Annotated in this window: 26 protein-coding genes; 4 read left to right on the forward strand and 22 right to left on the reverse strand. The window is 40.9% G+C overall.

Annotation, left to right across the window (positions count from 1 at the left end; translation table 11 throughout):
* Nucleotides 1-77: 77 nt before the first annotated feature.
* The 10 genes from gltX to KMHG_RS14135 form a co-directional block, all read right to left on the reverse strand.
* Nucleotides 78-1,538, reverse strand: coding sequence for a glutamate--tRNA ligase (gene gltX / locus KMHG_RS14090; RefSeq protein WP_010290450.1), 1,461 nt, complete (start codon nt 1,536-1,538; stop codon nt 78-80).
* A 79-nt stretch (nt 1,539-1,617) separates the two neighbouring features.
* Nucleotides 1,618-2,094 carry a 2-C-methyl-D-erythritol 2,4-cyclodiphosphate synthase gene (gene ispF, locus KMHG_RS14095; protein WP_010290451.1) on the reverse strand — a complete coding sequence of 159 codons (477 nt, stop codon included), beginning with the start codon at nt 2,092-2,094 and terminating at the stop codon, nt 1,618-1,620.
* A gap of 3 nt (nt 2,095-2,097) precedes the next feature.
* Nucleotides 2,098-2,784: a 2-C-methyl-D-erythritol 4-phosphate cytidylyltransferase gene (gene ispD / locus KMHG_RS14100; protein ID WP_010290452.1), complete on the reverse strand. Its 687-nt coding sequence runs from the start codon at nt 2,782-2,784 to the stop codon at nt 2,098-2,100.
* A 73-nt stretch (nt 2,785-2,857) separates the two neighbouring features.
* Entirely contained in the window at nt 2,858-3,928 is a 1,071-nt protein-coding gene (locus KMHG_RS14105) for a PIN/TRAM domain-containing protein (RefSeq protein WP_010290455.1), read from the reverse strand.
* Nucleotides 3,929-4,019: 91 nt separating this feature from the next.
* Nucleotides 4,020-5,396 (reverse strand): DNA repair protein RadA, encoded by a 1,377-nt coding sequence (radA, locus tag KMHG_RS14110; RefSeq protein WP_010290457.1) that lies wholly within the window; start codon nt 5,394-5,396, stop codon nt 4,020-4,022.
* A gap of 87 nt (nt 5,397-5,483) precedes the next feature.
* Entirely contained in the window at nt 5,484-7,946 is a 2,463-nt protein-coding gene (locus tag KMHG_RS14115) for an ATP-dependent Clp protease ATP-binding subunit (protein ID WP_010290458.1), read from the reverse strand.
* The gene (mcsB, locus tag KMHG_RS14120; RefSeq protein ID WP_010290459.1) at nt 7,936-9,033 is read right to left on the reverse strand and encodes a protein-arginine kinase McsB; all 1,098 of its coding nucleotides are present in this window, start codon (nt 9,031-9,033) and stop codon (nt 7,936-7,938) included. Before mcsB ends, KMHG_RS14115 begins: the two co-directional genes overlap by 11 nt.
* Nucleotides 9,026-9,556: a UvrB/UvrC motif-containing protein gene (locus KMHG_RS14125; RefSeq protein WP_010290460.1), complete on the reverse strand. Its 531-nt coding sequence runs from the start codon at nt 9,554-9,556 to the stop codon at nt 9,026-9,028. Before KMHG_RS14125 ends, mcsB begins: the two co-directional genes overlap by 8 nt.
* Before the next feature lie 12 nt (nt 9,557-9,568).
* Entirely contained in the window at nt 9,569-10,042 is a 474-nt protein-coding gene (locus KMHG_RS14130) for a CtsR family transcriptional regulator (protein ID WP_010290461.1), read from the reverse strand.
* A 138-nt stretch (nt 10,043-10,180) separates the two neighbouring features.
* The gene (locus KMHG_RS14135; protein WP_010290462.1) at nt 10,181-10,513 is read right to left on the reverse strand and encodes a DUF4870 domain-containing protein; all 333 of its coding nucleotides are present in this window, start codon (nt 10,511-10,513) and stop codon (nt 10,181-10,183) included.
* A gap of 142 nt (nt 10,514-10,655) precedes the next feature.
* Between KMHG_RS14135 and KMHG_RS14140 the strand changes: the two genes are divergently transcribed.
* The 4 genes from KMHG_RS14140 to KMHG_RS14155 all read left to right on the forward strand — a co-directional run bounded on the left by KMHG_RS14140 (nt 10,656) and on the right by KMHG_RS14155 (nt 14,140).
* A complete protein-coding gene (locus KMHG_RS14140; RefSeq protein ID WP_010290464.1) occupies nt 10,656-10,841 on the forward strand; it encodes a hypothetical protein in 186 nt (61 codons plus the stop codon).
* 100 nt (nt 10,842-10,941) lie between these two features.
* Nucleotides 10,942-11,904 carry a magnesium/cobalt transporter CorA gene (gene corA / locus KMHG_RS14145; protein WP_010290467.1) on the forward strand — a complete coding sequence of 321 codons (963 nt, stop codon included), beginning with the start codon at nt 10,942-10,944 and terminating at the stop codon, nt 11,902-11,904.
* 200 nt (nt 11,905-12,104) lie between these two features.
* Nucleotides 12,105-13,415 (forward strand): globin-coupled sensor protein, encoded by a 1,311-nt coding sequence (locus KMHG_RS14150; protein WP_010290468.1) that lies wholly within the window; start codon nt 12,105-12,107, stop codon nt 13,413-13,415.
* Between the two features lie 92 nt (nt 13,416-13,507).
* Nucleotides 13,508-14,140, forward strand: a complete 633-nt coding sequence (locus KMHG_RS14155; RefSeq protein WP_010290469.1) for a histidine phosphatase family protein — start codon at nt 13,508-13,510, stop codon at nt 14,138-14,140.
* Between the two features lie 75 nt (nt 14,141-14,215).
* On the opposite strand, the gene KMHG_RS14160 is transcribed toward KMHG_RS14155, so the two are convergent.
* The 12 genes from KMHG_RS14160 to KMHG_RS14215 form a co-directional block, all read right to left on the reverse strand.
* Nucleotides 14,216-14,701 carry an acyl-CoA thioesterase gene (locus tag KMHG_RS14160; RefSeq protein WP_010290470.1) on the reverse strand — a complete coding sequence of 162 codons (486 nt, stop codon included), beginning with the start codon at nt 14,699-14,701 and terminating at the stop codon, nt 14,216-14,218.
* Between the two features lie 112 nt (nt 14,702-14,813).
* Nucleotides 14,814-15,203 carry a DUF779 domain-containing protein gene (locus tag KMHG_RS14165; protein WP_010290471.1) on the reverse strand — a complete coding sequence of 130 codons (390 nt, stop codon included), beginning with the start codon at nt 15,201-15,203 and terminating at the stop codon, nt 14,814-14,816.
* A gap of 21 nt (nt 15,204-15,224) precedes the next feature.
* The gene (exaC, locus tag KMHG_RS14170; protein WP_010290472.1) at nt 15,225-16,745 is read right to left on the reverse strand and encodes an acetaldehyde dehydrogenase ExaC; all 1,521 of its coding nucleotides are present in this window, start codon (nt 16,743-16,745) and stop codon (nt 15,225-15,227) included.
* Between the two features lie 100 nt (nt 16,746-16,845).
* Nucleotides 16,846-17,208: a DUF779 domain-containing protein gene (locus KMHG_RS14175; RefSeq protein WP_010290477.1), complete on the reverse strand. Its 363-nt coding sequence runs from the start codon at nt 17,206-17,208 to the stop codon at nt 16,846-16,848.
* Between the two features lie 142 nt (nt 17,209-17,350).
* Entirely contained in the window at nt 17,351-17,947 is a 597-nt protein-coding gene (locus KMHG_RS14180; protein ID WP_010290480.1) for a methyltransferase, read from the reverse strand.
* A 517-nt stretch (nt 17,948-18,464) separates the two neighbouring features.
* Complete coding sequence (locus tag KMHG_RS14185; RefSeq protein WP_010290481.1) at nt 18,465-18,725, reverse strand: peptidylprolyl isomerase; 261 nt, start codon at nt 18,723-18,725, stop codon at nt 18,465-18,467.
* A gap of 20 nt (nt 18,726-18,745) precedes the next feature.
* Nucleotides 18,746-18,934, reverse strand: a complete 189-nt coding sequence (locus tag KMHG_RS14190; RefSeq protein ID WP_147608243.1) for a SurA N-terminal domain-containing protein — start codon at nt 18,932-18,934, stop codon at nt 18,746-18,748.
* 87 nt (nt 18,935-19,021) lie between these two features.
* Entirely contained in the window at nt 19,022-20,506 is a 1,485-nt protein-coding gene (locus KMHG_RS14195) for a sensor histidine kinase (RefSeq protein WP_010290483.1), read from the reverse strand.
* Nucleotides 20,493-21,170 carry a response regulator transcription factor gene (locus tag KMHG_RS14200; RefSeq protein WP_010290484.1) on the reverse strand — a complete coding sequence of 226 codons (678 nt, stop codon included), beginning with the start codon at nt 21,168-21,170 and terminating at the stop codon, nt 20,493-20,495. Before KMHG_RS14200 ends, KMHG_RS14195 begins: the two co-directional genes overlap by 14 nt.
* Before the next feature lie 106 nt (nt 21,171-21,276).
* Complete coding sequence (locus KMHG_RS14205) at nt 21,277-22,590, reverse strand: cation:dicarboxylate symporter family transporter (protein ID WP_010290485.1); 1,314 nt, start codon at nt 22,588-22,590, stop codon at nt 21,277-21,279.
* Between the two features lie 196 nt (nt 22,591-22,786).
* Nucleotides 22,787-23,686, reverse strand: coding sequence for a response regulator (locus KMHG_RS14210; protein WP_010290488.1), 900 nt, complete (start codon nt 23,684-23,686; stop codon nt 22,787-22,789).
* A complete protein-coding gene (locus KMHG_RS14215) occupies nt 23,687-24,958 on the reverse strand; it encodes an ATP-binding protein (RefSeq protein WP_010290490.1) in 1,272 nt (423 codons plus the stop codon).
* Nucleotides 24,959-25,054 lie beyond the last annotated feature (96 nt).

Genomic DNA, 25,054 nt, shown 5'->3' on the forward strand with positions numbered 1-25,054 from the left:
TCATTGTACAATGAAACCGATTTTTTGAAAACAAAAACTGCTGAGTGACGAAATCACCCAGCAGTTTTATAAAAAGATTAGCCTAGTTGTGCGTCTAAACGTTTCACAACAGTTTCTTTACCTAAAATTTCAATCGCATCTGCAAGTTCTGGACCGTGCATTTCACCAGTAGTTGCTACGCGGATTGGCATGAATAAATTTTTACCTTTGTGACCAGTTTCTTTTTGAACAGCTTTAATTGCTTTTTTGATGGCTGCTGCTTCGTAAACTTCAAGTTCTAAAAGGTTTTTCTTGAATGTCGCAAGTACTTCAGGAACTTGTTCGCCAGCTAGTACTTCTTTTTCTTCATCGTTTAATTCAACGTGATCTTGGAAGAACATTTCAGAAAGCTCTACGATTTCAGCGCCGAAGCTCATTTGTTCATGGTAAAGACCGATTAATTTGTCAGCCCATTCAGCTTCTTCAGCAGTTGGGTTTTCAGATACGCGGCCAGCTTTTTGTAAGAATGGAAGGCAAAGTGCTACAACTTCTTCATGTGTTAATTTCTTCATGTATTGGTTGTTCATCCATTTTAATTTTGTCATATCGTACATAGATGGTGATTTTGTTAAACGTTTTTCATCGAATTGTTCGATTAACTCGTCTAATGAGAAGATCTCTTCTTCACCTTCTGGAGACCAACCTAGTAATGCAAGGAAGTTAATCATTGCAGCTGGTAAGTAACCTAGTTCACGATATTGAGAGATGAATTGGATAATTGATTCATCACGTTTCGATAATTTTTTGTGATTTTCGTTAACGATTAACGTCATGTGGCCGAAGCGTGGTGCTTCCCAACCGAATGCGCGGTAGATCATTAATTGTTTTGGTGTGTTAGATAAATGTTCTTCACCACGGAAGACGTGTGTCATTTCCATTAAGTGGTCATCTAATACAACCGCAAAGTTGTAAGTTGGGATACCGTTTGCTTTTACGATTACCCAGTCACCGATATCTTTAGATTCGAATGTTACTTCGCCGCGGATTAAGTCATCTACAACGTATGTTTCGTTTTCTGGTACTTTGAAGCGGATTGTGTAAGGCATACCTGCTGCTTCTTTTTCTGCTACTTCTTCAGCAGTTAAGTGACGGCAAGTACCTTTGTACATTGGTGCTGCAACGCCAGCTTCGCGTTGTGCTTCACGTTCAGCTTCTAATTCTTCTGCAGTACAGAAGCATTTGTAAGCTAAGCCCATGTCGATTAATTTATGTGCAGCTTCAGTGTAAGTGTCAAGACGTTCCATTTGACGGTAAGGTGCGAATGGACCACCGATTACTGGAGACTCAACAGGTTCAATACCCATCCAAGCTAAGTTTTCAAGTTGTGATGCTTCACCGCCCTCGATGTTACGAGCGATATCTGTATCTTCAATACGGAATACGAAATCTCCGTCATAATGTTTTGCATATAAGTAGTTAAATAGTGCAGTACGAGCGCCACCGATGTGTAAGTGTCCAGTTGGACTTGGTGCGTAACGTACACGAACTTTTTTAGTCATAATGTGTATCCTCCTAATTTGTCGAGAAAAATTCAACTTTTTTCATTTTACCACTCGGGATATAAAAATTAAAGCGGGCTTACTGTTTAATTAAAAGAATTGTCGCCATTGCGGCAATCCCTTCTTTACGGCCAACGAAGCCTAATTTCTCAGTCGTTGTCGCTTTTACGTTTACTTGATCGACGTCTGCATGTAAAAGTTCAGCGATACGTGCACGCATTTGATCGATGTATGGGGCCATTTTTGGTGCCTGTGCCATAATCGTGCAATCGACGTTACCTAACTTGTACCCTTTTGCTTCAACTTTATCCCAGATGTACGCAAGTAGCTTTGCAGAATCTGCACCTTCCCATTCTGGATCTGTGTCTGGGAAGTGGTGACCGATATCCCCTTCACCGATTGCGCCAAGTGCTGCATCTGTAACAGTGTGTAATAACACGTCGGCGTCAGAGTGACCAAGTAACCCTTTATCACTCGGCACTTCAATTCCCCCGATAATTAACGGGCGTCCTTCTGCAAATTCATGTACGTCAAAACCTTGTCCTACGCGAAACATAATTTATCCTCCAATACGTTGGTTTAAGATTGCTTCACCAAAAACCAAATCTTCTTTTGTTGTTATTTTAACATTTTCATAGCTACTCTCAACAATATGCACGTCTACGCCTTCTCGTTCTACGAGCATTGACTCGTCTGTTCCTAAAAAGCCGTCACGTTCTGCATTGTCTTCTGCTCGTTTCAATACATCAAAGCGAAATGCTTGTGGCGTTTGAATCATCCAAAGCGTTGAACGGTCGACCGTTTCTTGAATGACACCTGCTTCGACACGCTTCATCGTATCTTTTGCACGCACGCCCGCGATTGCTGCACCTTTTTCAAACGCCGCTTCGGCTAACGCATGAATCGTTGGCGCTGTCATAAATGGACGTGCCGCATCATGGACGAGCACAATCTCACCTTCTGCAATCGCCTTCATACATGACTGTACGCTATGTTGACGTTCCGCGCCACCGGTTGGCATTTGTTTTACTTTCGTAATGTTGTATTGCGTTAATAATTGTTCGATATAAGCGCGTTCACTATCTTTCACCGCTAAATAAATGCCGCGACACCACGCATCACGCTCAAAAATTTCAAGCGTATGCATTAAAATTGGTTTCCCTTTTAATTCAAGGAACAATTTGTTTTTGCCTGCGCCCATTCGTTTGCCGCTACCCGCTGCTGGCAAAATCACATCGTATTGCATTTGAACACCCTCTCACTGTTGTTGCCTCTATTGTATTAAAAAATGGCTAGAGAACAAAGTCTCTAACCATTTGTTATTTTTTAGGCTTCGCGAAAATCATACGACCAGCAGATGTTTGAAGCACGCTCGTTACAATAACGGTAATCGCATCCCCGATATACGATTTCCCTTCTTCGACGACAATCATCGTTCCGTCATCTAAGTACGCGACACCTTGATGGTGCTCTTTCCCTTCTTTGATGACGACGACATGCATTTCTTCGCCGGGAATAACGACCGGCTTCACCGCATTCGCTAATTCGTTAATATTTAAGACGCGAACGTTATGAAGCTCACATACTTTGTTTAAGTTAAAATCGTTTGTGACAATTTGGCCACCCATTTTTTTCGCTAAACGGACGAGTTTCAAATCGACTTCTGGTACGTCATCGAAATCGATTTCCGTTAACATTACGTTTAACGATGGTTCATCTTGTAGCGCCTTTAAAATGTCGAGACCGCGTCGCCCTTTCGTACGTTTCAATGTATCGGAAGAATCCGCGATATGTTGAAGCTCTGTTAATACAAATTGTGGAATAACGAGCACACCTTCAACAAAACCGGTACGGCAAATATCGGCGATACGGCCATCGATAATAACACTCGTATCTAGTAACTTGTATGAAGCCGACATTTCGACTTCTTCTTTGCCGTCTTCTATTTTCTTTTTCGTATTGCGCGCAAAGGCACTCATCAGTTCTTCGCGTTTTTTCGAGCCGACTTGGAACCCTAAGTAACCGAGCACAAGCGTTAATAAAATCGGCAATACTTTTGTAACGACAGGCCATTCAATCGTATCAATCGCAAAGCCAATCAAATAGGCAACGATTAAACCGATGATTAAGCCGATTGTGCCAAATAGTAAATCCCCACTTGGCGCTTTCAACAATTTTTCCTCAAGCCAACGTAAAAATCTTACAAAATGATCTGCAATAAACAATGACAAAATGAATAAAATTAGCGCACCGACAATGACAGAAACGTAAGGGTTATTAATCCAACGGTTATCGGATAAATGAATGAGTTCAAATAAAGGCGGTAACAAAATTAACCCGAGCGTTCCACCAATCAGTATAAAAACGATTTGAATGATTCGTTTCAACATGTGAGGCACCTCCCTTAACTGTTCATTATACATATATTTCCTTGCTTACGCCTTTTTGAACATTTATTGGAAGATATAATTTTTTAAAATTTTACAGTTCTCGAAATGCTTGCTTTAACGCTTGATTGACCGTTTCAATACCGATGACTTCGATGCCTGGTGGGAAGTCCCAGCCGCCGATATTAGACGATGGAATGAAAATACGTTTGAAGCCAAGTTTTGCTGCTTCGTTGACGCGTTGCTCAATACGTGTCACGCGGCGCACTTCCCCTGTTAAGCCGACTTCACCGGCGAAGCAGTCAGTCGGACTTGCTGACATATCTTTAAAACTTGAAACGATGCTCACAAGTACTGCTAAATCGATTGCTGGTTCATCAAGTTTCACGCCACCTGCGACTTTAATGTACGCATCTTGTGATTGCAACATGAGGCCCATTCGTTTTTCAAGCACCGCCATTAATAGTGATACCCGGTTTTGATCGAGACCTGTCGCCATTCGTTTCGGATAATTGAAACTTGATGGTGAAACGAGCGCTTGAATTTCAACAAGAATCGGACGTGTTCCTTCCATCGATGCAACAATCGTCGAGCCCGGTGCACCTTGTGAACGTTCTTCTAAAAACATTTCGGATGGATTGAGTACTTCTTTTAAGCCCCCATGCACCATTTCGAAAATGGCGATTTCGTTCGTTGAGCCGAAGCGGTTTTTTTGGCTACGTAAAATACGGTGATTGTGATGGCGTTCGCCTTCAAAATATAGCACCGTATCTACCATATGTTCTAAAATACGTGGACCGGCAATTTGCCCTTCTTTCGTTACGTGACCGACTAAGAAAATGGCGATGTTTTTCGTTTTCGCAATACGCATTAATTCACCGGTACATTCACGTACTTGTGATACGCTACCTGGCGCAGACGTGACTTCTGGGTGATGCACTGTTTGAATCGAATCGACGATGACGAACTTCGGTTGCGTCTGTTCAATCGTTTCGCTAATCATTTCAAGATTCGTTTCAGCGTAAATGTACAGTTCGGGTGATTGCACACCGAGACGTTCTGCACGCAGTTTCGTTTGGCGAATCGATTCCTCACCTGATACGTACAATACGCGATGGCCTTTATTCGAAAGGAGCGCAGACACTTGTAATAATAATGTCGATTTCCCGATTCCCGGGTCCCCACCGATTAATACGAGTGAACCAGGTACGATACCGCCGCCGAGTACGCGGTTAAACTCTGTAAGCTCCGTTGGCACGCGTTGTTCTTCTTGCGTTTCTACAGAAATAATTGGCGTCGCTTTTACTGACACCGTTTCAGAATGTTTAAACGCGCCGCGCGGACCTTTTGAGACAACTTCTACTTCTTCAACCATCGTATTCCATTGACCACAGCCCGGACATCTTCCCATCCATTTCGCTGTTTCATAGCCACATTCATTACATGCAAATTTCGTTTTTTTCTTTGCCATAATTGCCTCCGTTTTTTCGTGATGATCTTATTATAAAACAAAAGAGGAACGTCTTAACAGTACAGACGTTCCCCTTTTTAGTATTTCCTATTTTTCAGCAGTCGCTGGTTCTTTTTTCGATTTTTTCGTTGTCACTGTAAATTCGTCATCTTTATAGTCGAATACGACAACTTGACCTGTTAACACAGTACCTTTCAGAATTTCTTCTGATAAACGGTCCTCGACGTGTTTTTGCAATGCACGACGGATTGGACGTGCACCGTATTCTGGGTCGTAACCTTCTGCGGCAATTTTATCAAGCGCAGCTTTTGTAAGCTCTAACTCGATGTTTTGTTCTGATAAACGTTTTGTTAATTGATCAGACATTTTGCCAACGATTTCAGCAAGCTCGTCTTTTTTCAGTGAATGGAAGACGATTGTTTCGTCGATACGGTTTAAGAACTCTGGGCGGAACGCTTTTTTCAGTTCTTCTAACATAACGTCTTTTGCATTCGCTTCTGATTTCGATGTTTCTTGTGCACCGAAACCGACTGACTTACGATATTTCAATGCTTCTGCACCGATATTTGATGTCATGATGACAACGGTATTACGGAAGTCAACGACGCGACCTTTTGAATCTGTTAGACGACCGTCATCTAATACTTGTAGTAAGATGTTGAACACATCTGGGTGTGCTTTTTCAATCTCATCAAGTAATACGACTGAGTACGGTTTACGACGAACTTTTTCAGTTAATTGACCGCCTTCATCGTAACCGACATAACCTGGAGGTGAACCGACTAAGCGTGAAGTCGAATGTTTCTCCATGTACTCAGACATGTCGATACGAATCATTGAATCTTCATCGCCGAACATAACTTCCGCAAGTGCGCGTGCAAGTTCCGTTTTACCGACACCTGTAGGACCTAAGAAAATGAATGAACCGATTGGACGTTTTGGATCTTTCAGGCCAGCGCGTGCACGACGGATTGCGCGAGAGATTGCCTCTACTGCTTCACCTTGACCGACAACGCGTTTGTGTAATTCGTCTTCTAAGTTTAACAGTTTTGCAGATTCTTCTTGTGCGATTTTCGCTACTGGAATACCTGTCCACATTGCGACTACTTCGGCAATGTCGTTCACTGTTACTTCAGATTCAGAACGGCCTTGTTTTTCTTTCCATTCTTTTTTCGTTGTTTCTAGCTCTTCTTTAATTTTTTGTTCAGAGTCGCGTAAGTTCGCTGCTTTTTCAAATTCTTGGCTTTGAACGGCTGCGTTTTTCTCTGCTTTCACCGCTTCAAGCTTTTGTTCAAGCTCTTTTAAGTTCGGTGGTGTTGTGTACGAACGTAAGCGTACTTTTGAACCCGCTTCATCCATTAAGTCGATTGCTTTATCCGGTAAGAAGCGGTCAGAGATGTAACGGTTACTTAATTGCACCGCTGCTTCTACAGCTTCATCGGTAATTTTCACACGGTGATGCGCTTCGTAACGATCGCGCAGACCACGGATAATTTGAACTGCTTCTTCTGGTGTTGGCTCATCTACTTGAATTGGTTGGAAACGACGCTCAAGCGCTGCGTCTTTTTCGATATATTTACGGTACTCATCTAATGTTGTCGCACCGATACATTGTAATTCACCGCGGGCTAATGATGGTTTTAAAATGTTTGAGGCGTCGATTGCACCTTCTGCACCACCAGCACCGATTAATGTGTGTAACTCGTCAATGAATAAAATGACGTTTCCGGCTTGGCGGATTTCGTCCATCACTTTTTTCAAGCGATCTTCGAATTCACCACGATATTTCGTACCGGCAACGACCGTACCCATATCAAGTGTCATAACGCGTTTGTCGCGTAAAATTTCTGGTACTTCGTTGTTGACGATTTGTTGTGCAAGACCTTCTGCAATCGCCGTTTTACCGACACCAGGTTCCCCGATTAATACCGGGTTATTTTTCGTACGACGTGATAATACTTCGATGACACGTGTAATTTCTTTACTACGGCCGATGACTGGATCAAGGCTTCCTTCACGTGCGATTTGTGTTAAGTCACGCGCTAAGCTATCAAGCGTTGGTGTGCTCGCAGTCGGCGCCGCATTTGTATTGTTACCGTTCGTATTCGTATCGTGATTGCCAAGCAATTGTAGTACTTGTTGGCGTGCTTTGTTTAAACTTACACCTGCATTGTTTAATACGCGTGCTGCTACACCTTCACCTTCACGAATAAGCGCTAATAAAATATGCTCTGTACCGATGTATGTGTGACCGAGTTTACGTGATTCATCTACTGATAGTTCAATCACTTTTTTCGCACGTGGTGTGTAATGTACAACAGGGCCTACATCTTTCGTACCGACACCGACTAATTTCTCGATGCCTTCTTCAATGACTTCTGGTGTTACTTCGATTGCTTCTAACGCTTTCGCTGCAATACCGCCACCTTCACGGATGAGGCCAAGTAAAATATGCTCTGTGCCAATCGCATCGTGTTTCATGCGAATAGCCTCTTCTTGTGCTAATTGTAAAACCTTTTGAGCTCTTTGAGTAAAGTGGTTAAACATCATATGAATCGTCTCCTTTTTCACGCTGTCTCACATTATTTAGTATCTCTCTTAATAATGTGGCACGATAAACATCTCGTTCATTTGGCTTTAACGTTGTACCTACATATTGTTGTAGGAAGCCTGGTTGAATGACTAGCATGCATTTATTTAAAACCGCGTTCGGAATGTTTTCGATTAGTCCTAAATCTATACCCAATCGGACATTCGATAAACAATTTGCCGCCTCGTCACTCGTGATGACACGGGCAAAATGTAACGTGCCGAGTGAGCGATTAACACGGTCATTAATGATAATCGACGCATGCTCAAGTAGTGCTTTTCGAGATTCTACTTCACGCTGTACGATTTGTTCAGCGATTGATTGTAAGTCCGTTAAAATTTCTTCTTCAGATTTGCCGAGTGTCACTTGGTTAGAAATTTGATAATAGTTGCCTACAGCTTCTGTTCCTTCGCCGTAAATTCCACGAACGACCATGCCAAGTCGAGGCATCATGCTTATGATTTGTTCCATTTGATCGGTCATCGTCAAAGCAGGCAAATGCATCATAACCGATGCACGCATGCCAGTACCGGTATTCGTCGGACAGCTCGTTAAATATCCGAACGTTTCATCAAATGCATACGGTACGTGCTCTTCTAAATAACGATCAATCGTATCTGCATTGAAATATGCTTTTTCTAAATCGAGCCCTGGCTCCATACATTGAATGCGCAAATGGTCTTCTTCATTAATCATGATGCTGACCGATTCATCGTCTGCAATGACGACTGAACTGTTGCGTTCTTTATGCGCGAGTTGCGGGCTAATTAAATGTTTTTCGACGAGCACTTTTTTTTGCAAAATCGGCGTCGTCGTAATATCGACGTGTGTAAAATGTTGATCTAGCGTTTCAGCATCTAATAGTGCACCCGAAATGGTTTGATCAATCTTCAATGCTTCATCCTCTGAAAAAGCGCGAGGAAAACGATAGTCGCGTAAATTACGGGCAAGGCGAATGCGCGTACTCATGACGATATCGCCATATTCACTGTCGCCGCCCATCCATTTTACATTCGTCGCATTAAAAAATTTCTCCTTATTATCCATTCGAATCACCACCTTGCAATTGCTCTTCTAGCTTGCGTGCTTCATCACGCAACGTTGCCGCATCTTCAAAACGTTCCTCTTCTACAGCTTTACGCATATCCGCTCGAATTCCTTCAATACGTTGCTTTAATTGATAAGTCGCGTTTACAGACCCTGGCATTTTACCGACGTGCTTCGTTGCGCCGTTGTGCAGTCGCTTCATTACTTGTGGCAACTGTGGGCGGAACGCATCGTAACAAGTCGGACAGTTAAACTTCCCTTCTTGTAAAAATTGCGCATATGTCATACCGCAATTTGGACAAGCCGTTGTCTCTTCTTGTTGCTGGCTTTTCGGTGCATTTGCAGACCAAGTCGGAATGCCGAACCAATCAGAAAAAAGTTGTTGCAGTGGCACTTCATTTTGATCGTGCTGATGCATCTGTTGACTGCAAACGTCGCAATAGTGATTCGTCATTTGCTGACCGTTACGAATTTGCGTTACTGTCACGGTTGCAGGTCGTTGCTTACAATTTTCGCAGATCACTTTACACACCTCTTATCTATTCGGATTATCATATTTCAGCGTCGTAAGCATTGCTTTTAAAATGCGCGCTCTTAGTTCGTCTCGTAGTGGTAAGCCGAGTGCGATAGTATGACGATCGACAGCCGCAAGCATCATTTTTGCTTCACGCTTAGAAATGACCTCTTCGTCAATTAAACGAAAGACAATATCTTCAGCGACTTGCTGCGATGCTTGTGTGCCGAGTTGGTGAATCATCTCATCGATTAAATCAGCGGCTGAAGTTACTTGAACGCGAACGATACGAATATAGCCGCCGCCTCCGCGTTTACTTTCGACTTGATAACCGCGTTCTTCGGTAAAACGCGTATTAATGACGTAGTTAATTTGCGATGGTACGCATTGAAACATATCCGCAATTTCGCTGCGTTTAATTTCAACTAATCCTTTTCCTTCTAATTCAATAACTTCCTTCAAATATCCTTCAATGATGTCCGAAATATTTTTCATGTTGCCGTCTTCACCTCGCTTGCTTCACTGACTTTGACTATCTTTGACTATATTATAAAATAGTCAGACAACGTTTGACAAATATTTTAACTCATGAAAAAAACGCGCTACTTTATAAGTAAGTAGCACGCTTTTACATTAAAAGAATCGCCCGATAATTGGGTAACTCCAACTTTTCTCTTGTAACGCACGGACAATGCCGACGATCGGTACGATAATCGTCATCGCAACGAATACGATTAAAAATGGAATACCGATAAGAACATAAGCAAGTAGCGCAGAAATCGAAATCAGAACGCCCATTAGTAATTGGAAAATAATCGCTTGAATCGACAAGCTTTTCACTTCTGCATCTTTACTTACAAAGTACGTAATTAACGGTACAAGTATTGATACATAGAAAGATGAAAAGAAACCACTCGCATGGACAATCACTTTTAAAACTTTATTATCAGTAGTCGATTGAGTCATGACAACGTTCCTTTCTATATGTGGATAACTATTATACGGACGAAGTGCTAAATAGTTTCACCTGTGGATAAATTTCACCGGAAACATTTTTTTATCCACAGCGTCCTCAGTAATATCATATAGATGAAAGGGATGTTTTTCATTGAAAAAAGCATTGCTAGCGACTGCTATTACATTGATGTGCATCGCTGTTTTTATCGTTATGCCCTACTGTTTATTAAAAAGCTCGTTGAAAGAAAACGGCGCTGTTCACTATAAAAATATTGAAATGATGACGAAGTCTACGAACGATACACACTTTACCGCTTGGCTCCCATCGAATCCGTGAAGCTACCATTTTTTCTGGTAGCTTCTTTTACGTTTATCGACATTCGGGTATAGATATGGGAAAATATGAATAACTATTATGGAGTAAAAGAGGCGTTACGATGATTCGAACATTAGGTTTCACGAAAGACCAGCAAGTTATAGCCGATTTTCCACTAGATGAATTACAAGCGCACGATTTCGAATGGTACTGGGTTGATTTCGATCAGCCGACACCGAATGAAAATACATATTTAAATACCGTATTTCATTTCCACCCCTTAGCAATTGAAGATTCGCTCATGCGCTTGCAACGTCCGAAAATTGATTACTATGATGATTGCCACTTCTTAGTCGTACATAAAATGAATGCAAGCGAGTTAGAAGCTGAAGAGGTCAACATTTTCATCGCCGATAACTTTATCGTTACTTACCATAAGACCGCCGTACCAGAACTTGAAATTGCCCGTAAACGTGTCATGAACCAACCTGTCAAATGGGAACGCGGCTCTTACTACGTCATGTATCAAGTAGTCGATAAACTCGTCGACAATTATTTTCCGATGGTCTACAACATTGAAGACCGTTTAAATGAAATCGAAGACCAACTAAATTACCAACGCAATACGAAAGCGATGACAGACGTATTTGATTTGCGAAGTGATTTATTACACATTCGCCGTATCGTTTTACCGATGCGCGACTTACTATATCGCGTCATGAATTCTGGCCGCATCGGTTTGATTGGCACAGAGCGTGCATACTTTGGCGATATTCATGACCATCTCGTCAAGCTCACTGAAATGATTGAATCCAATCGTGAGCTTACCGCCGACATGCGTGATAGTCATATGTCGATGAACGCCGTGCGTATGAATAGCATTATGATGATTTTAACGATTGTCTCAACAATTTTCATTCCGCTGACGTTCATTGCAGGTGTGTATGGCATGAACTTTGACAATATGCCCGAACTGCATTGGCATGAAGGTTACTACTTTGTGCTCGGCTTTATGTTCGTCATTGCCGTCGCAATGGTCGTATGGTTCAAACATAAAGGGTGGCTCGATTATTTCAAATTGTAGACAGATTTCGAAGACGGTCAAAATGCGAAAGCCATTTTTGATCGTTTTCTTTTTTTATTTTGTTAGTTTTAAAGTTTTTTTTCGATTTATACAATAAAATAAAGACAAACACCGATATAATTAACAACAATTTATTTATTTTCATATATTTACATGAACAATCATCATATATTTCTTTATACAGATAGGAGATTAAAAAAGTGAGTATTTGGAATTTCTCAAAGCCAAAGCAACCTACAACCCACTTTGATATCGAACACTCGATTCGCGATGTGGAACTAGATTTGTCGACTTATCCAGGCTTATCAAAACAAATTTTATTATTAGATTTAACAAAAGAAGATTTAGCAATCATTTCTCATTTTAAACAGTACGCATCTGAACTTGTACCTTTAATGGTCGACGAGTTTTATCGTACGATCAGTCAAGCAAATGAATTAACGACGATCATTAATACGAACTCATCGATTGAACGTTTAAAAGTAACGTTAAAACGCCATATTACAGCCATTTTCAACGGCCACATTAACCATACATATGTAGAAGATCGAAAAAGAATTGCGCACATTCACGTCGTCATCGGCTTGCCATCAAAATGGTATTTAAATTCATTCCAAGCGTTAAACACTGCGTTTATTACGTTTTGTGAGCAACTTAATTTACCGTTAAGCGATTTCAAACGTGCTGTGAATGCATTCGCAAAAGTAATTAATTTCGAACAACAAATCGTCATCGAAGCATACGATGAAGAACAAAAAGAAATTCAACAGAAACATATTGATGAAAAAGCGGAAATCATGATTTCCGTTCAAAGCACAGCGCAAGAGTTAAGCGCCATTAGTGAAGAGACGACCGCTTCGATTCAATCGCTCGTCGTGCAATCAGAAGACATTTCAAAGGCGACGAAGCAAGGTTTAACGTTCGTCAATGAAACAGAAACGAAATCAGAAGACGGCACACGTTTATTGAATCAACAAAATGAACTGATGGGCCGCATGTCGGTCTCTGTGAAACAACTCGATACGACGATGCAAAGCTTACGGATTTCATCGAAAAAAATCTCTGAAATCGTTCATCTCGTAACGGACATTGCTGACCAAACGAACTTACTCGCACTCAACGCTTCGATTGAAGCTGCACGTGCAGGCGAACACGGTAAAGGTTTTGCCGTTGTCGCTGACGAAGTCCGTAAACTAGCAGAAGAAACGAAGCAAGCTGTTCAAAACGTTTCTTCACTCATTCATGAAACAGAGTCAAACATTTCGAACATGTCGACGTCTGTCAAAGATGTTGATACGCAAATTTTATCAGGTGTTGAAATGCAAAAAGATTTATCAGATTCATTCCAAACGATTGCCCGCGCTGTATCTGGTATTAAAACAAATCATGCAGCAACGACAGAAGATGTTTCGAACATCGCATTGATTTTAGATGAAATTTCAAACGCGGCATTCCAAGTCGCAGATTCTGCAGAACGTCTACTAACAGTAGCAACTGAATTAAACAATTAACGAAAAGTGCGAGGCATTTGTCCTCGCACTTTTATTACTTTGACAGACGTTCAGGAATCTTCTATACTATGATTCTTGAAAGGATGGATGAGATGGTTACGTTATATATAACGCGTCACGGCCAAACAGAATGGAACGTGCAACAACGCATACAAGGTTGGTTCGATTCGCCGTTGACTGCTTACGGAAAAGAGCAAGCCCAAGCACTCTGTAAACGTCTGGCGAAAACACCATTCACCGCCGCTTATTCGAGTCCGAGCGGGCGTGCACTTGATACAGCAAAGTTTATTTTAGAAGGTCATCAAACGCCGATTTTTATTAAGCATGAGTTAAAAGAAATTAACGTTGCAGAATGGCAAGGTATGACGCTCGATAAAATCGCCGAAAAATTCCCTGTACAATACGACGATTACTTCTATCATGCAGAACGCTTCCGTTCAACAGAAGGAGAAGATTTTTTCGACGTACAAGCACGTGCACAAAAGCTCATCGAAAAGCTCGAATCAAAATATACAGCTGAAGATAACATTTTAATCGTCACACATAGCATCGTCAAAAAGGTCCTCATTAACGCCTTTTTACAACAGCCGATGGACCAACTGTGGACATCACCTGAAATAGAAGGCACGAGCTTAACGATCGTGAAACTCGAAAATGGGCAAGCGACCGTTGAAATGTGCGGCGACATTGAACATATGCCACCGAAAAATATTTTTACAAATTGAACTACCCCCACTTAGCCGTTCTTCGAACATGCTTGAAAATGATAAAAAGACGTTCCGAGGAGCGTCTTTTTTTGTTTAAAAAAATGAATGGGGCATATCGCGTTTTGCTTTACGATGTGCACGACGCGCTGGACCTGATTCGAACAGATGACGTTCTTCGTTCGTTTCAGGGAAAACAGGTGCTACAGGTTGTGGTTCCCCTTTTTCATTTACGGCAACCATCGTAACGAACGATTCTGTTGTTAGTTTCGTATCATTCGTTTCAATGTCGCGCGCTTGCACGCGAATATAAATTTCCATCGATGAACGACCTGTATTGCTAACGACTGCTTCTAACTCTAAAATTTCACCAGAGTGTACAGGTGCATAAAAATCAACCGAATCAAACGAAGCAGTGACTGTTTCCATCTTCGCATGTTTCATCGATGTAATCGCCGCAATTTCATCAATATATGCAAGTATTTTTCCACCAAAAATTGTGTTCATATGATTCGTGTCAGGTGGTAGTACAAGGTGTGTCTGAATTGTTCTTGAATGGCTCATAGGTACTTCTTGCAACATTTTAAACCGCCTCTTTCTTTTTCATCTGTATTCATCATATATATTAATCTGTACTAATTCAAACAATAAGCTTCACAATTTAGACAAATTTTTTCACAAAAAAAGCAGTGGGTTAACCCACTGCTTTTTCATTCGCGATAATTTGCTTCACTTCTTCGTATTCTTCGTCAGTAAAGACGCGTGCACGAATGAGAAAGCTCTTATTTTCAATCGATTCAATCGAAAAGCCGCTACCAAAACTGTCGACAACATCTAATACGTGTTGTGTATGTTTTGAATAATTGTACAAGTTTTCATGCATGTAAAACGGCACATCGCCGTCTACATAACCGAGCAATACATCAATTTGCCCTGGCTTAAAATCTTCTTGTAACAAGCAAAGCGGTTTCGACCCTTCACAGCACCCACCTGACTGATGGAATGCAAAAGGCTGATCGTATTTATCTTTTAAAAACTTAATTAACGCTATCGCTTTATCGGTTGCAACAACACGTTCGACCATGTTGTTTCCTCTCCTTTCGGTTTAGAAGAAACCTTGAGGCTTTCGGTTGTAGCTAACAAGTAAGTTTTTCGTTTGTTGGTAGTGATCTAACATCATTTTGTGGTTTTCACGACCGATACCTGAAAGTTTATAACCACCGAAGGCAGCACCAGCTGGGTATTGGTGGTATGTGTTTGTCCATACGCGGCCCGCTTGAATCGCGCGGCCTGCACGGTAAGCGATATCGCCTGAACGAGACCATACACCAGCACCTAAGCCGTACTCTGTATCATTCGCAATTTCAATCGCTTCATCATAATCTTTAAATGTTGTTAGCGATAAAACTGGACCGAAGATTTCTTCTTGGAAAATACGCATTTTGTTATGACCTTTGAAGATTGTAGGTTGGATGTAGAAACCATTTGCTAGGTCGCCATCTAACTTGTTCTCTTCGCCACCGACTAACACTTCTGCCCCCTCATCTTTACCGATTTGTAAGTACGATTTGATTTTTTCTTGTTGCTCATTAGAGTTTTGAGCGCCCATCATCGTTTCTGTATCTAATGGGTTACCGATTTTAATCGCTTTAACGCGTTCAATCGCACGCTCCATGAATTTTTCGTAGATTGATTCTTGTACGATTGCACGTGATGGACAAGTACAAATTTCACCTGAGTTCAGTGCGAACATGACAAGACCTTCTACTGCTTTATCTAAAAATTCATCGTCTTCGTCCATAATATCCTCGAAGAAGATGTTCGGTGATTTACCACCTAATTCTAAAGTTACTGGAATAATGTTCTCAGTTGCATATTGCATAATTAAACGACCAACAGCCGTTGAACCTGTAAATGCTACTTTTGAGATTTTTTTGTTTGTCGCAAGTGCTTTACCTACTGTTGCACCAAAGCCGTTGACAACGTTGACAACACCTGGTGGTAGTAAGTCTTCGATTAGCTCGATTAGCACTAAAATAGAAGCTGGTGTTTGCTCTGCCGGTTTTAATACGACACAGTTACCTGCTGCTAGCGCCGGAGCGAGTTTCCAAACAGCCATTAAAATTGGGAAGTTCCAAGGAATGATTTGGCCGACTACCCCTAGTGGCTCTTGGAAATGATAAGCAACTGTATCGTTATCAAGTTGCGTAATGCTACCTTCTTGAGCGCGAATAGCTGCAGCGAAATAGCGGAAGTGATCTACTGCTAGCGGAATATCTGCATTTAACGTTTCGCGAACGGCTTTACCGTTATCCCACGTTTCCGCAACTGCGATTAGCTCAAGGTTTTCCTCAATACGATCCGCAATTTTGTTTAAGATATTTGCGCGTTCTGCTGCAGACGTTTTACCCCAAGCTTCTTTTGCCGCGTGTGCCGCGTCAAGTGCTAGCTCGATGTCTTCCGCCGTTGATTTCGGTGCACGTGTGAACACTTCACCTGTAACAGGTGTTACGTTGTCGAAGTACTCGCCTTTTACTGGCGGTGTCCATTTACCACCAATAAAGTTTTCGTACTGCTCTTTAAAATTAACTACTGCGCCATCTGTATTTGGATTTGCATAAATCATTATTAAGCTCGCTCCCTTACTATACTATTTTTAAAAAAACAGAAATTTCTGTTTCATGCTTTCATTATCTACTAAAATCGCATTTTTTTCAAATCATTGCCTACTGGATTTGTGCTAATTGTTTTTCCTCTTCATCTGTAAAAGGTCGGCTACGTGTTAAAAATGCTTTTCCGAGTTCCGCTTCTAACGAAAAGCCGCCCATTCCATTCGTCACATCTACGATTACTTGCGTATGCTTCATATATTCATACAAGCTTTCATGCATATAAAATGACACGTCACCATCGAGTTTACCGAGCAATAAATCGACGCTACCTTCTTTAAACTCACCTTCCTCATAACACATCGGTGCCGTACCATCACAGCAACCGCCTGATAAATGAAAGACGAGCGCACCGTGATTTTCCTTCAGCTGTTGAATTACTTTCAATGCTTCATCTGTCGCGACGACACGTTCAACCATATTAAAAACCTCCTTTTTAGTTATTTACCCGCATCTAAAAAGGACAAGCATATCACTTGTCCTATCATTTACATTTGACGGAAAATCATTTAAACGCCGTGCAAGTTGTGAAACTTTTTACAATGATACCGCTCATACAATATTATATTTTTTCATAAATACATAATCGATCATTTGGTGATGCGATGAGCGATGGTGGCATTAAACATACTTTTACAAATTGAAAACTCGACCAATCTAGCAAGTCGATATACTCGAACATCGGAAAATAAACGATGATCGTCATACGTCTCGGATGTTTTTCATAAGACGCTTCGATGTTTGTAAGCACTGTTTTAAAAATGTCTGGGCTGAACGGATTGAAGAAGAAAAAAATAGAATCTGATTTTTGAATGCGGTAATGTTGTGCGAGTTCATGGCGAAATGCAACCGGCCGTTCCCCATGCTTTTTACAATATAAATGACGATTCATATTCGCTACTTCGACGTGCAATGCGTTGTACTCTACACCTGTTGCAGGGATGCCAAAACGGTAATTCATATAAATCGGCACGCGCCCTTTCCCGCTACCAAAGTCGATAAAATGGTCCGTTTCAGTTACCGTCAATTCATTTGCGAGCAACTCGAGTACATCATATGACGTCGGTTCGTACGCATGATTTTCCGCCGCATATATGATGCTCGGTTCGTCTTGAAACGTTTGAATGCCTAATTGCTTTTCAAATGTTCTTTCTGTCATGATTTCACCTCATATCTAGTATATCGATGAAACGGGAAAAAACCATCTATCCAACTGGTGTGCTCTCCAGTGTTAGATGGTTTTTTCCAAGCGTAAATATAAATTGGGTGGGTTATCACTGCTTATGAGCAGGATGAAAAAAATAGATGACTCGCAATTGCGAGCAATCGTATAGTTTGTTGAATGATTTGTGTGGACGTACAAATCATTCCTATATATATGTTGTTGTCGCGTAATGTGTGCGGAAGTCGATCTTAGTGGACGTTAAGATCAACTCGTTACACGACAACAGATAATCGATAGCGCGCAATATGGCTTCTTAGAAAAATGTCTCATATTGCCACTCGCGCATGACTGCTCGTAGAGATCAAATGAGTGGACGATCGTTTGATCTATAGTTGCGGTAACATGTAAAGCCTCATTGCTTTCAAGTTCAAAGCGCGAATGGCTATCTTTATAGGGCGACGCTACTCTTCATAGTTGGCTTCTAATCCGATACTAGTCGCCGCCCTAGTCGTTATTGTTCAGTTGTACTTGTTAGCGTGTTTTCAATTTTATAATCCGCTTCAAGTCCTTGTAACCATGTCGTATAATTCGCATTCATTTGTTCTGTAACATATGCTTCGCGAATGTCATCTTTCACGTCATCGTACGTTGCTTTTTTCGCTGCTTTCACACCCGTTACATGAATGATGTGGTACCCGTATGATGATTTAACTGGCGCTGAAATGTCGCCTTTTTTCATCGAGAATGCAGCTTCTGCAAAGTTTTCATCCATATCAGCTTTCGCAAAGTAACCTAAGTCACCGCCGTCTGAGGAATCTGCATTGCATCTGTTAATTCATCTTGTGTAATTTTTACATCGCCGACTTTTGCGACGTATCCTTTATCGCTACCGACAAGGACATAAATGACGACACCGATCACAATTAAAATCATCAACGCAATAGCTGTAATGACAGTCGTTTTTCGTTTTGATTGATTCAACAATGAAACGCCTTTTCCTTTTTTCTATACATTTATCATAATGGGCGAATGTGTCAGCAAAATGTCAGCACATCGCGCGATTAAAATTTAATTTTCTTCTAATTGCTTCGCTAAACTCACTTCAAACGTCGTACCTGTTTCATTACTTTTCACTAGTTTCAAATCACCTTTGAGCGATTGCGCCATCATTTTACTTAACGCCAAACCGAGCCCTAAACCACGTACTGCATACTTTTTATTTTCACCGCGATAAAAACGTTCGAAAATAAATGGTTGCTCCGCTTCAGGAATGCCTTTTCCTTCATCAGTTACGCGCATGCGAATAAATTGCGGATCATCGATTAACGTAACGTTGATACGTCCAGCACCGTCCATCGCTTGCTTGGCATTCGTTAAAAGATTCGTCAAAATTTGTTGGAAGCGAACGCCGTCTAGCGGTAACAGTTGCGTCGTTTGTAGCAATTCTGTTTCTACTTGCACGTTGTCATCTTGCTGCGACATCGACCATAGCATGATGGATTCCTTCACATAATGGTTAATATCATATGCTTGAATATTGACAGGTATCGCATTAACCGCAAATGAGTTAAAAGCGAGTAAATCACCGACCATCGTTTTCAATTTCGTCGTTTCACTTAGTGCCATTTTGACGAACGCTTTTTCTTCATCACCAGAGACGACATCATCTTTTACAGCTTGCAATAAGCCACTAATCGCTGTCACAGGTGTTTTCAATTCGTGCGTCACACCTGCAAGTAGCTCGGTACGCGTCGCTTCTAATTGTTTCAACCGACTCGCCATTTCATGAAACGAATCGAGCAATTCGTACACTTCTTGTTCTTTTACATCCATTGATAATGCAACATCATAGTTGCCATCTTTAATTTGTTGTGCTGCTTTTGCGACATCTTTAATCGGTTTCGATAAGCGGCGTGACAATAAATAAATCGCCAATGTACCGATGCAAGCAAGCGATAAAATAATGATCGCTAACTGTGTATATTCTTGGTCTACATGCGCGAGTATTTTTTTAGATTCCATTACAATGACATATCCGACAATTTTTTCGTCACTATCGGTAATCGTTTTGCGAACCGCATAATATTCCTCGCCGCCATCTGATACGACAAACTGTATAATATCTTCTTTTGACGTCATAAGTTTTTTCGGAATGTGATCGGTATAAAGCGCGACAGGACTATTTGGTAGCATCGGCTTCATGTCGTCATTTTGTCGTGGCATATTTTTCGGCTCATTGCTCGATAAAATCGACCCTTTTTCATCAACGATATAAATTTTAGGATTAATCCCTAAGTTCGAAAGCGGTGTGCGTTCGCGGAAAATACCCGGTGCCTCGTGTGGATTCGTTAATGAAAATGAAATGCTACTCGCCATCTCATCTGCCATCACTTCTAACATGTCGACGCGGTTCATAAGCGTGTTGTGCTTCAACCACGTGACGGAAATAAACGCAACGATTAACAATCCGACAATTAACGCAGCTAAATATCGCATCGTCCAATAACGTGCCAGTGGAACACGCTTTGGCGTACGACGTTTATTTTTGAACATGTAACTGATATCCTAAACCGCGTAACGTTCGAATTTCACCTTGTGTCTCAGGCCAATCTGCCAGCGCGCGGCGTAATCGTTTGACCGCTAAATCCACTGCGCGGTCGCTTCCTTCATATTCCCAGCCCCAGACGTTTTCGATTAGTTGTTCACGCGTGAACGTTTGGTTTGGATGTTCCGCTAAAAACATGAGCACCGATAAATCTCGCGGCGTTAATTCGATTTCATAACCATTTAAAAAAACTTCATGTGACTGCACGTTGATTTCTAACGTGCCAAATTGTTTTTTCGGGCCACTTTCGACCATCGTGCGGCGCAATACTGCTTTGACGCGTGCGATGACTTCTTCTCCTTCAAACGGTTTCGCAATATAGTCATCTGCGCCACCATTTAATCCGTCTAGTCGATATTGTACGTCCCCGAGTGCCGTTAACATAATGACTGGGCATTGACTCGTTTTTCGGATTTCCGCGAGTACGTCCCACCCACTTTTTTCAGGCAACATCACATCGAGCAACACTAAGTCCGGTTGCCACGCATGGAATTTCGCTAACGCTTCCGTTCCTGTATACGCCTGTTCCGTTAAAAATTGCACTTTCGCTAAATACGCTTTGAGCACTTGGCTAATCGCAAATTCATCTTCTACGATTAAAATTTTTTCCATCAAAAATCCCACCTTTATTCATCGTCTGTTGATTGTAGCATTGCTTTATGTCCGATAAATGTCAAAAAAAAGACACCGCCGAAGCGATGTCTTTGTACGTTTTTAATTAGTGTTTTTTAGCGGCTTCTTTAGCTGCTAGTTCAGCTGCTTCATTTTCAAAGTAGTTGTTGTACTTATCCATATCAAGACGGCCTTCCCATTTCGCCATTACGAATGCTGCTAATGTGTTACCACATACGTTAACAACTGTACGCATCATATCTAGTAGACGGTCAACACCAAGGATGAATGCTAAACCTTCTAATGGAATACCTACTGCACCAAGTGTTGAAAGAAGTACAACGAATGATACCCCTGGAACACCTGCGATACCTTTAGATGTCACCATTAATGTTAATACTAAAATGATTTGATCTGTTAATGATAAATCGATGTTGTACATTTGTGCGATGAATAAAGCTGCGATTGCTTGGTATAGTGTAGAACCATCAAGGTTGAATGAATAACCTGTTGGAATTACGAATGAACCGATATCTTTCGGTACACCAGCTTTTTCAGTTTTAATCATAATACGTGGTAATACTGATTCAGAACTTGAAGTTGAGTAAGCTAAAATTAATTCGTCTTTTAACATTTTCATAATGCGGAAAATGCTTAAGCCAACGATTTTAGCTGTAATACCTAATACGACAACGATGAAGAAGATCATCGCGAAGTATACAAGAATCATTAATTTACCTAATGGAATTAATGAAGATAAACCGAACGTTGCCACAGTGTTTGCGATTAATGCGAATACACCGATTGGCGCGAATTTCATGATTGTGTTAGTTACCCAGAACATTGCGTCTGCAACGCCTTGTGCGAATGCTAGTACAGGTTTACCTTTTTCACCGATTGCAGCTACACCTAGCCCGAATAATACAGAGAAGAAGATGATTGGTAGCATGTCACCAGCTGCCATTGATGAAACGATGTTTGTCGGAACGATGCTGACGATCGTATCCATAATACCGTGGTGTTCTTTCGCCATTTCTTCTGAAGAATTGACGTAAGAAGAAATATCACCTTTAGAAAGATCTTCCATATTAACGCCAACACCAAATTTCGTAATGTCCGCTAAGAAAATCCCTAAAATAATTGCGATTGTTGTAATAATTTCAAAGTACACAAGTGTTTTGATACCAAGTTTACCAACTTGATGTAATGAACCTTGACCTGCGACACCTACAATTAGTGTTGAAACGATAATTGGAACAACGATCATTTTGATCATGCTCATGAAGATCGTTCCTAGTGGATAAACATATTTCGTAATGTTTTCGTTGCCATAGAATATTGCACCAACGATTACACCAAGAATAAGACCGATTAAAATTTGCCAAGCTAGGCCCAATTTTTTACGCTTTTTCTTTTCCATCTATGAAGCCTCCTAACAGAGTATATAATTATTTTTCATATCTACATAAAAAACTATAATCTTATTCTATACCTCTCTTATAAAATCCGACATTATCCGACAGTTTTATTAAATAAAATTTTCAAAATAATTATTTCTTCATAGTTTTTCTTGATGATAACCATGTATTATATCTATTTTCGAGATTGAAAAAGCGCTATTTTGACGGTTTTTTCCTAAATTTATCCATAGATTCAACAAATAGTACTTGTATGAATTTTTTGATATTCACTTTTACCTTCTTCGGCATGTAACCGTTTTCTTGTATTTCTCGCATGATTGTGCGGATCTCCGAAAATTCAAAATAACGAGGTGCATAATACTCAAATTCTGGATTCGTATAGTCTACAGCGCCGAGTGTGGCAATATTATTCATCGCTGACAATACAGTACGACGAATACGTTGTTCGATTGCTTTGCTTTCCTTCGCGATATCGACACCACTAAATTTCGTTTGCGAAGCAATTTCTTCATATAACCCTTTTAACGATGGTACTTGCATCGAATGTCCTTCACGATCTGCTAATAGCATAATCATTTTGACGATGTCATCGCTGCCGACTTCACCAACGATACCCATCTCGCTTAAAATCGATAGCACGATATCTTTAATCGTTAAATGTGTTTCCTCTTTCGTTTCTTCTTCAAAGTGTAAAATCGACTTGCGAATCGTCAGCAACGATTTTTTCAAAATGAAACGCTCACTCGTTTTTCGTAAAATGCTTTGCACTTCAACTCGATTAATCGGTTTATGAATGAAAAATTCGACGTCTTTCTCGTACGCTTCGCCGACCATCTCTTTATTGACGACTTGTGAAATCATAATAAAATGACCTTTAAATCCTTGTCGTCTTAATTGATCGATCGTTTCGATCCCGTCTAAATCTGGCATTAATAAATCGATTAATACGAAGTCAGGGTCACTCGCTAAAATTGGTTCAAGCGCATTTTCACCGCTATCTGCTTCTCCTAGCACAACCCCCATATCTCCTTCTAATATAATTTGCTTTAACATACGACGGCTTGCCGCATCATCATCAACTATAAAATAGCGCATTTATTTGGCCCCCTTTTGCAAAATCATTTGAATCGGTATGTGAACAATAAACATCGTTCCTTTCTCTGGTAGTTCCACGCGAATCGTTCCTGCTAATGTGCGGACGACTTCTCGAACGTGAGACAATCCAATTCCAGTCGCTGCGACACCTTGTTCGTTATATTTCGTCGTATAGCCTGGTTCAAAAATAATATCTAGATCTTCTTTCGGAATTCCTTTTCCGTTATCTTCAATCGTAAATTGGATATCGTCTCCATGTTGTGTCACCGACAAGCGAATATCGCCGCTGTCTTTCATCGCTTCAATACCGTTCGCGACGATGTTATTTAAAATCGCCAACAGCGGAATATGTTGATTCGTATTGAAGTCGATTGATTGTTCCACATGAAACATTACTTGCTTACCGAGCATTCGACCGTATTTTTCGTTCGCGACTTCGACGAGGTTCATCACATCAGACAACATGTAATACTCCCCCGTCTTATGCATCGTCATATCAGAAATGCTTGAAAAAATGCGTTGCGAGTCTTTTTTCACTTCATGAATTTCTTGTGCAATATGAAGCGCTTTTAACCCTAGTTTTCGTTGCGAGTCTTTTTTTAACGCGCGATACAGTTCATAACTTTCAGCCATAATTTGCTCGATATGGTTCATCGACTTTTGTAAATAAAGAGCTTCCACGTATAAATCCGAGCCGCGCGTTAGTTGTTCTTGGAGATGTTTGCGTTGCTCCGACAAAATAACGGTACTGTAAATACCAATGACAAAAAAGCTTCGGAATACCGCGACACATGCAACGAGCACGAAATCGAGCACATTTAGCGAAATATCAGGAATTAATAAAAAGCGCAGAATATGTTCGGCACTATTGCTTAAAAATTCCGTCAATGCAGCTAAAAACCCTAACCGTAGTGGTTCATTCATGTACGCACGTAAGTTAAACAACTTAAACAAACATGCAAACACAATATAATAGAAGAATGCTGGATAATTGTTCACAAGTGCATCGGCAACCGCGCTATTGTTGTTCATTTCTGTTACCGTTCGCAGTGCAATCGTCACTGCTCCCGTTACAATTCCAGTCACAATAACCGCTTTAATTGGACGGACTAATAATAGTAGAAGAAAAACGATACTGCCGAGCGCGAAGCGAAAGTTTTCGGTGCTGCTAAATGGCATCAATTTTACTTCACCGAATATCGCTGTCACAATTGCAACGACGGCAATCCAAAGCCATTGTGATTTCAAAAAATGATATTTTGTTTGAAACATATAGACTCCCATCCCTAAACATGTACTCTACTTTGTATCTTATCATATTAAAATATTTACGTCTTTTTCATTCGACCAACGAAAAAAAGGCATCGC

This window comes from Kurthia massiliensis (assembly GCF_000285555.1).
Taxonomy (GTDB): Bacteria; Bacillota; Bacilli; order Bacillales_A; family Planococcaceae; genus Kurthia; species Kurthia massiliensis.

Bases quoted from the DNA above. Each gene is read 5' to 3' on its own strand.
- KMHG_RS14215 (WP_010290490.1), bottom strand. From the start codon at position 24,958: ATGTTTCAAACAAAATATCATTTTTTGAAATCACAATGGCTTTGGATT.
- KMHG_RS14105 (WP_010290455.1), bottom strand. From the start codon at position 3,928: ATGTTGAAACGAATCATTCAAATCGTTTTTATACTGATTGGTGGAACG.
- KMHG_RS14200 (WP_010290484.1), bottom strand. From the start codon at position 21,170: ATGGAAAAAATTTTAATCGTAGAAGATGAATTTGCGATTAGCCAAGTG.
- exaC (WP_010290472.1), bottom strand. From the start codon at position 16,745: ATGATTTATGCAAATCCAAATACAGATGGCGCAGTAGTTAATTTTAAA.
- KMHG_RS14165 (WP_010290471.1), bottom strand. From the start codon at position 15,203: ATGGTCGAACGTGTTGTTGCAACCGATAAAGCGATAGCGTTAATTAAG.
- KMHG_RS14180 (WP_010290480.1), bottom strand. From the start codon at position 17,947: ATGACAGAAAGAACATTTGAAAAGCAATTAGGCATTCAAACGTTTCAA.
- KMHG_RS14130 (WP_010290461.1), bottom strand. From the start codon at position 10,042: ATGAAAAATATTTCGGACATCATTGAAGGATATTTGAAGGAAGTTATT.
- KMHG_RS14175 (WP_010290477.1), bottom strand. From the start codon at position 17,208: ATGGTTGAACGTGTCGTCGCGACAGATGAAGCATTGAAAGTAATTCAA.
- mcsB (WP_010290459.1), bottom strand. From the start codon at position 9,033: ATGGATAATAAGGAGAAATTTTTTAATGCGACGAATGTAAAATGGATG.
- KMHG_RS14135 (WP_010290462.1), bottom strand. From the start codon at position 10,513: ATGACTCAATCGACTACTGATAATAAAGTTTTAAAAGTGATTGTCCAT.
- KMHG_RS14195 (WP_010290483.1), bottom strand. From the start codon at position 20,506: ATGTTCAAAAATAAACGTCGTACGCCAAAGCGTGTTCCACTGGCACGT.
- gltX (WP_010290450.1), bottom strand. From the start codon at position 1,538: ATGACTAAAAAAGTTCGTGTACGTTACGCACCAAGTCCAACTGGACAC.
- KMHG_RS14155 (WP_010290469.1), top strand. From the start codon at position 13,508: ATGGTTACGTTATATATAACGCGTCACGGCCAAACAGAATGGAACGTG.
- radA (WP_010290457.1), bottom strand. From the start codon at position 5,396: ATGGCAAAGAAAAAAACGAAATTTGCATGTAATGAATGTGGCTATGAA.
- ispF (WP_010290451.1), bottom strand. From the start codon at position 2,094: ATGTTTCGCGTAGGACAAGGTTTTGACGTACATGAATTTGCAGAAGGA.
- KMHG_RS14160 (WP_010290470.1), bottom strand. From the start codon at position 14,701: ATGTTGCAAGAAGTACCTATGAGCCATTCAAGAACAATTCAGACACAC.
- KMHG_RS14210 (WP_010290488.1), bottom strand. From the start codon at position 23,686: ATGCGCTATTTTATAGTTGATGATGATGCGGCAAGCCGTCGTATGTTA.
- ispD (WP_010290452.1), bottom strand. From the start codon at position 2,784: ATGCAATACGATGTGATTTTGCCAGCAGCGGGTAGCGGCAAACGAATG.
- KMHG_RS14185 (WP_010290481.1), bottom strand. From the start codon at position 18,725: ATGGATGAAAACTTTGCAGAAGCTGCATTCTCGATGAAAAAAGGCGAC.
- corA (WP_010290467.1), top strand. From the start codon at position 10,942: ATGATTCGAACATTAGGTTTCACGAAAGACCAGCAAGTTATAGCCGAT.
- KMHG_RS14205 (WP_010290485.1), bottom strand. From the start codon at position 22,590: ATGGAAAAGAAAAAGCGTAAAAAATTGGGCCTAGCTTGGCAAATTTTA.
- KMHG_RS14115 (WP_010290458.1), bottom strand. From the start codon at position 7,946: ATGATGTTTAACCACTTTACTCAAAGAGCTCAAAAGGTTTTACAATTA.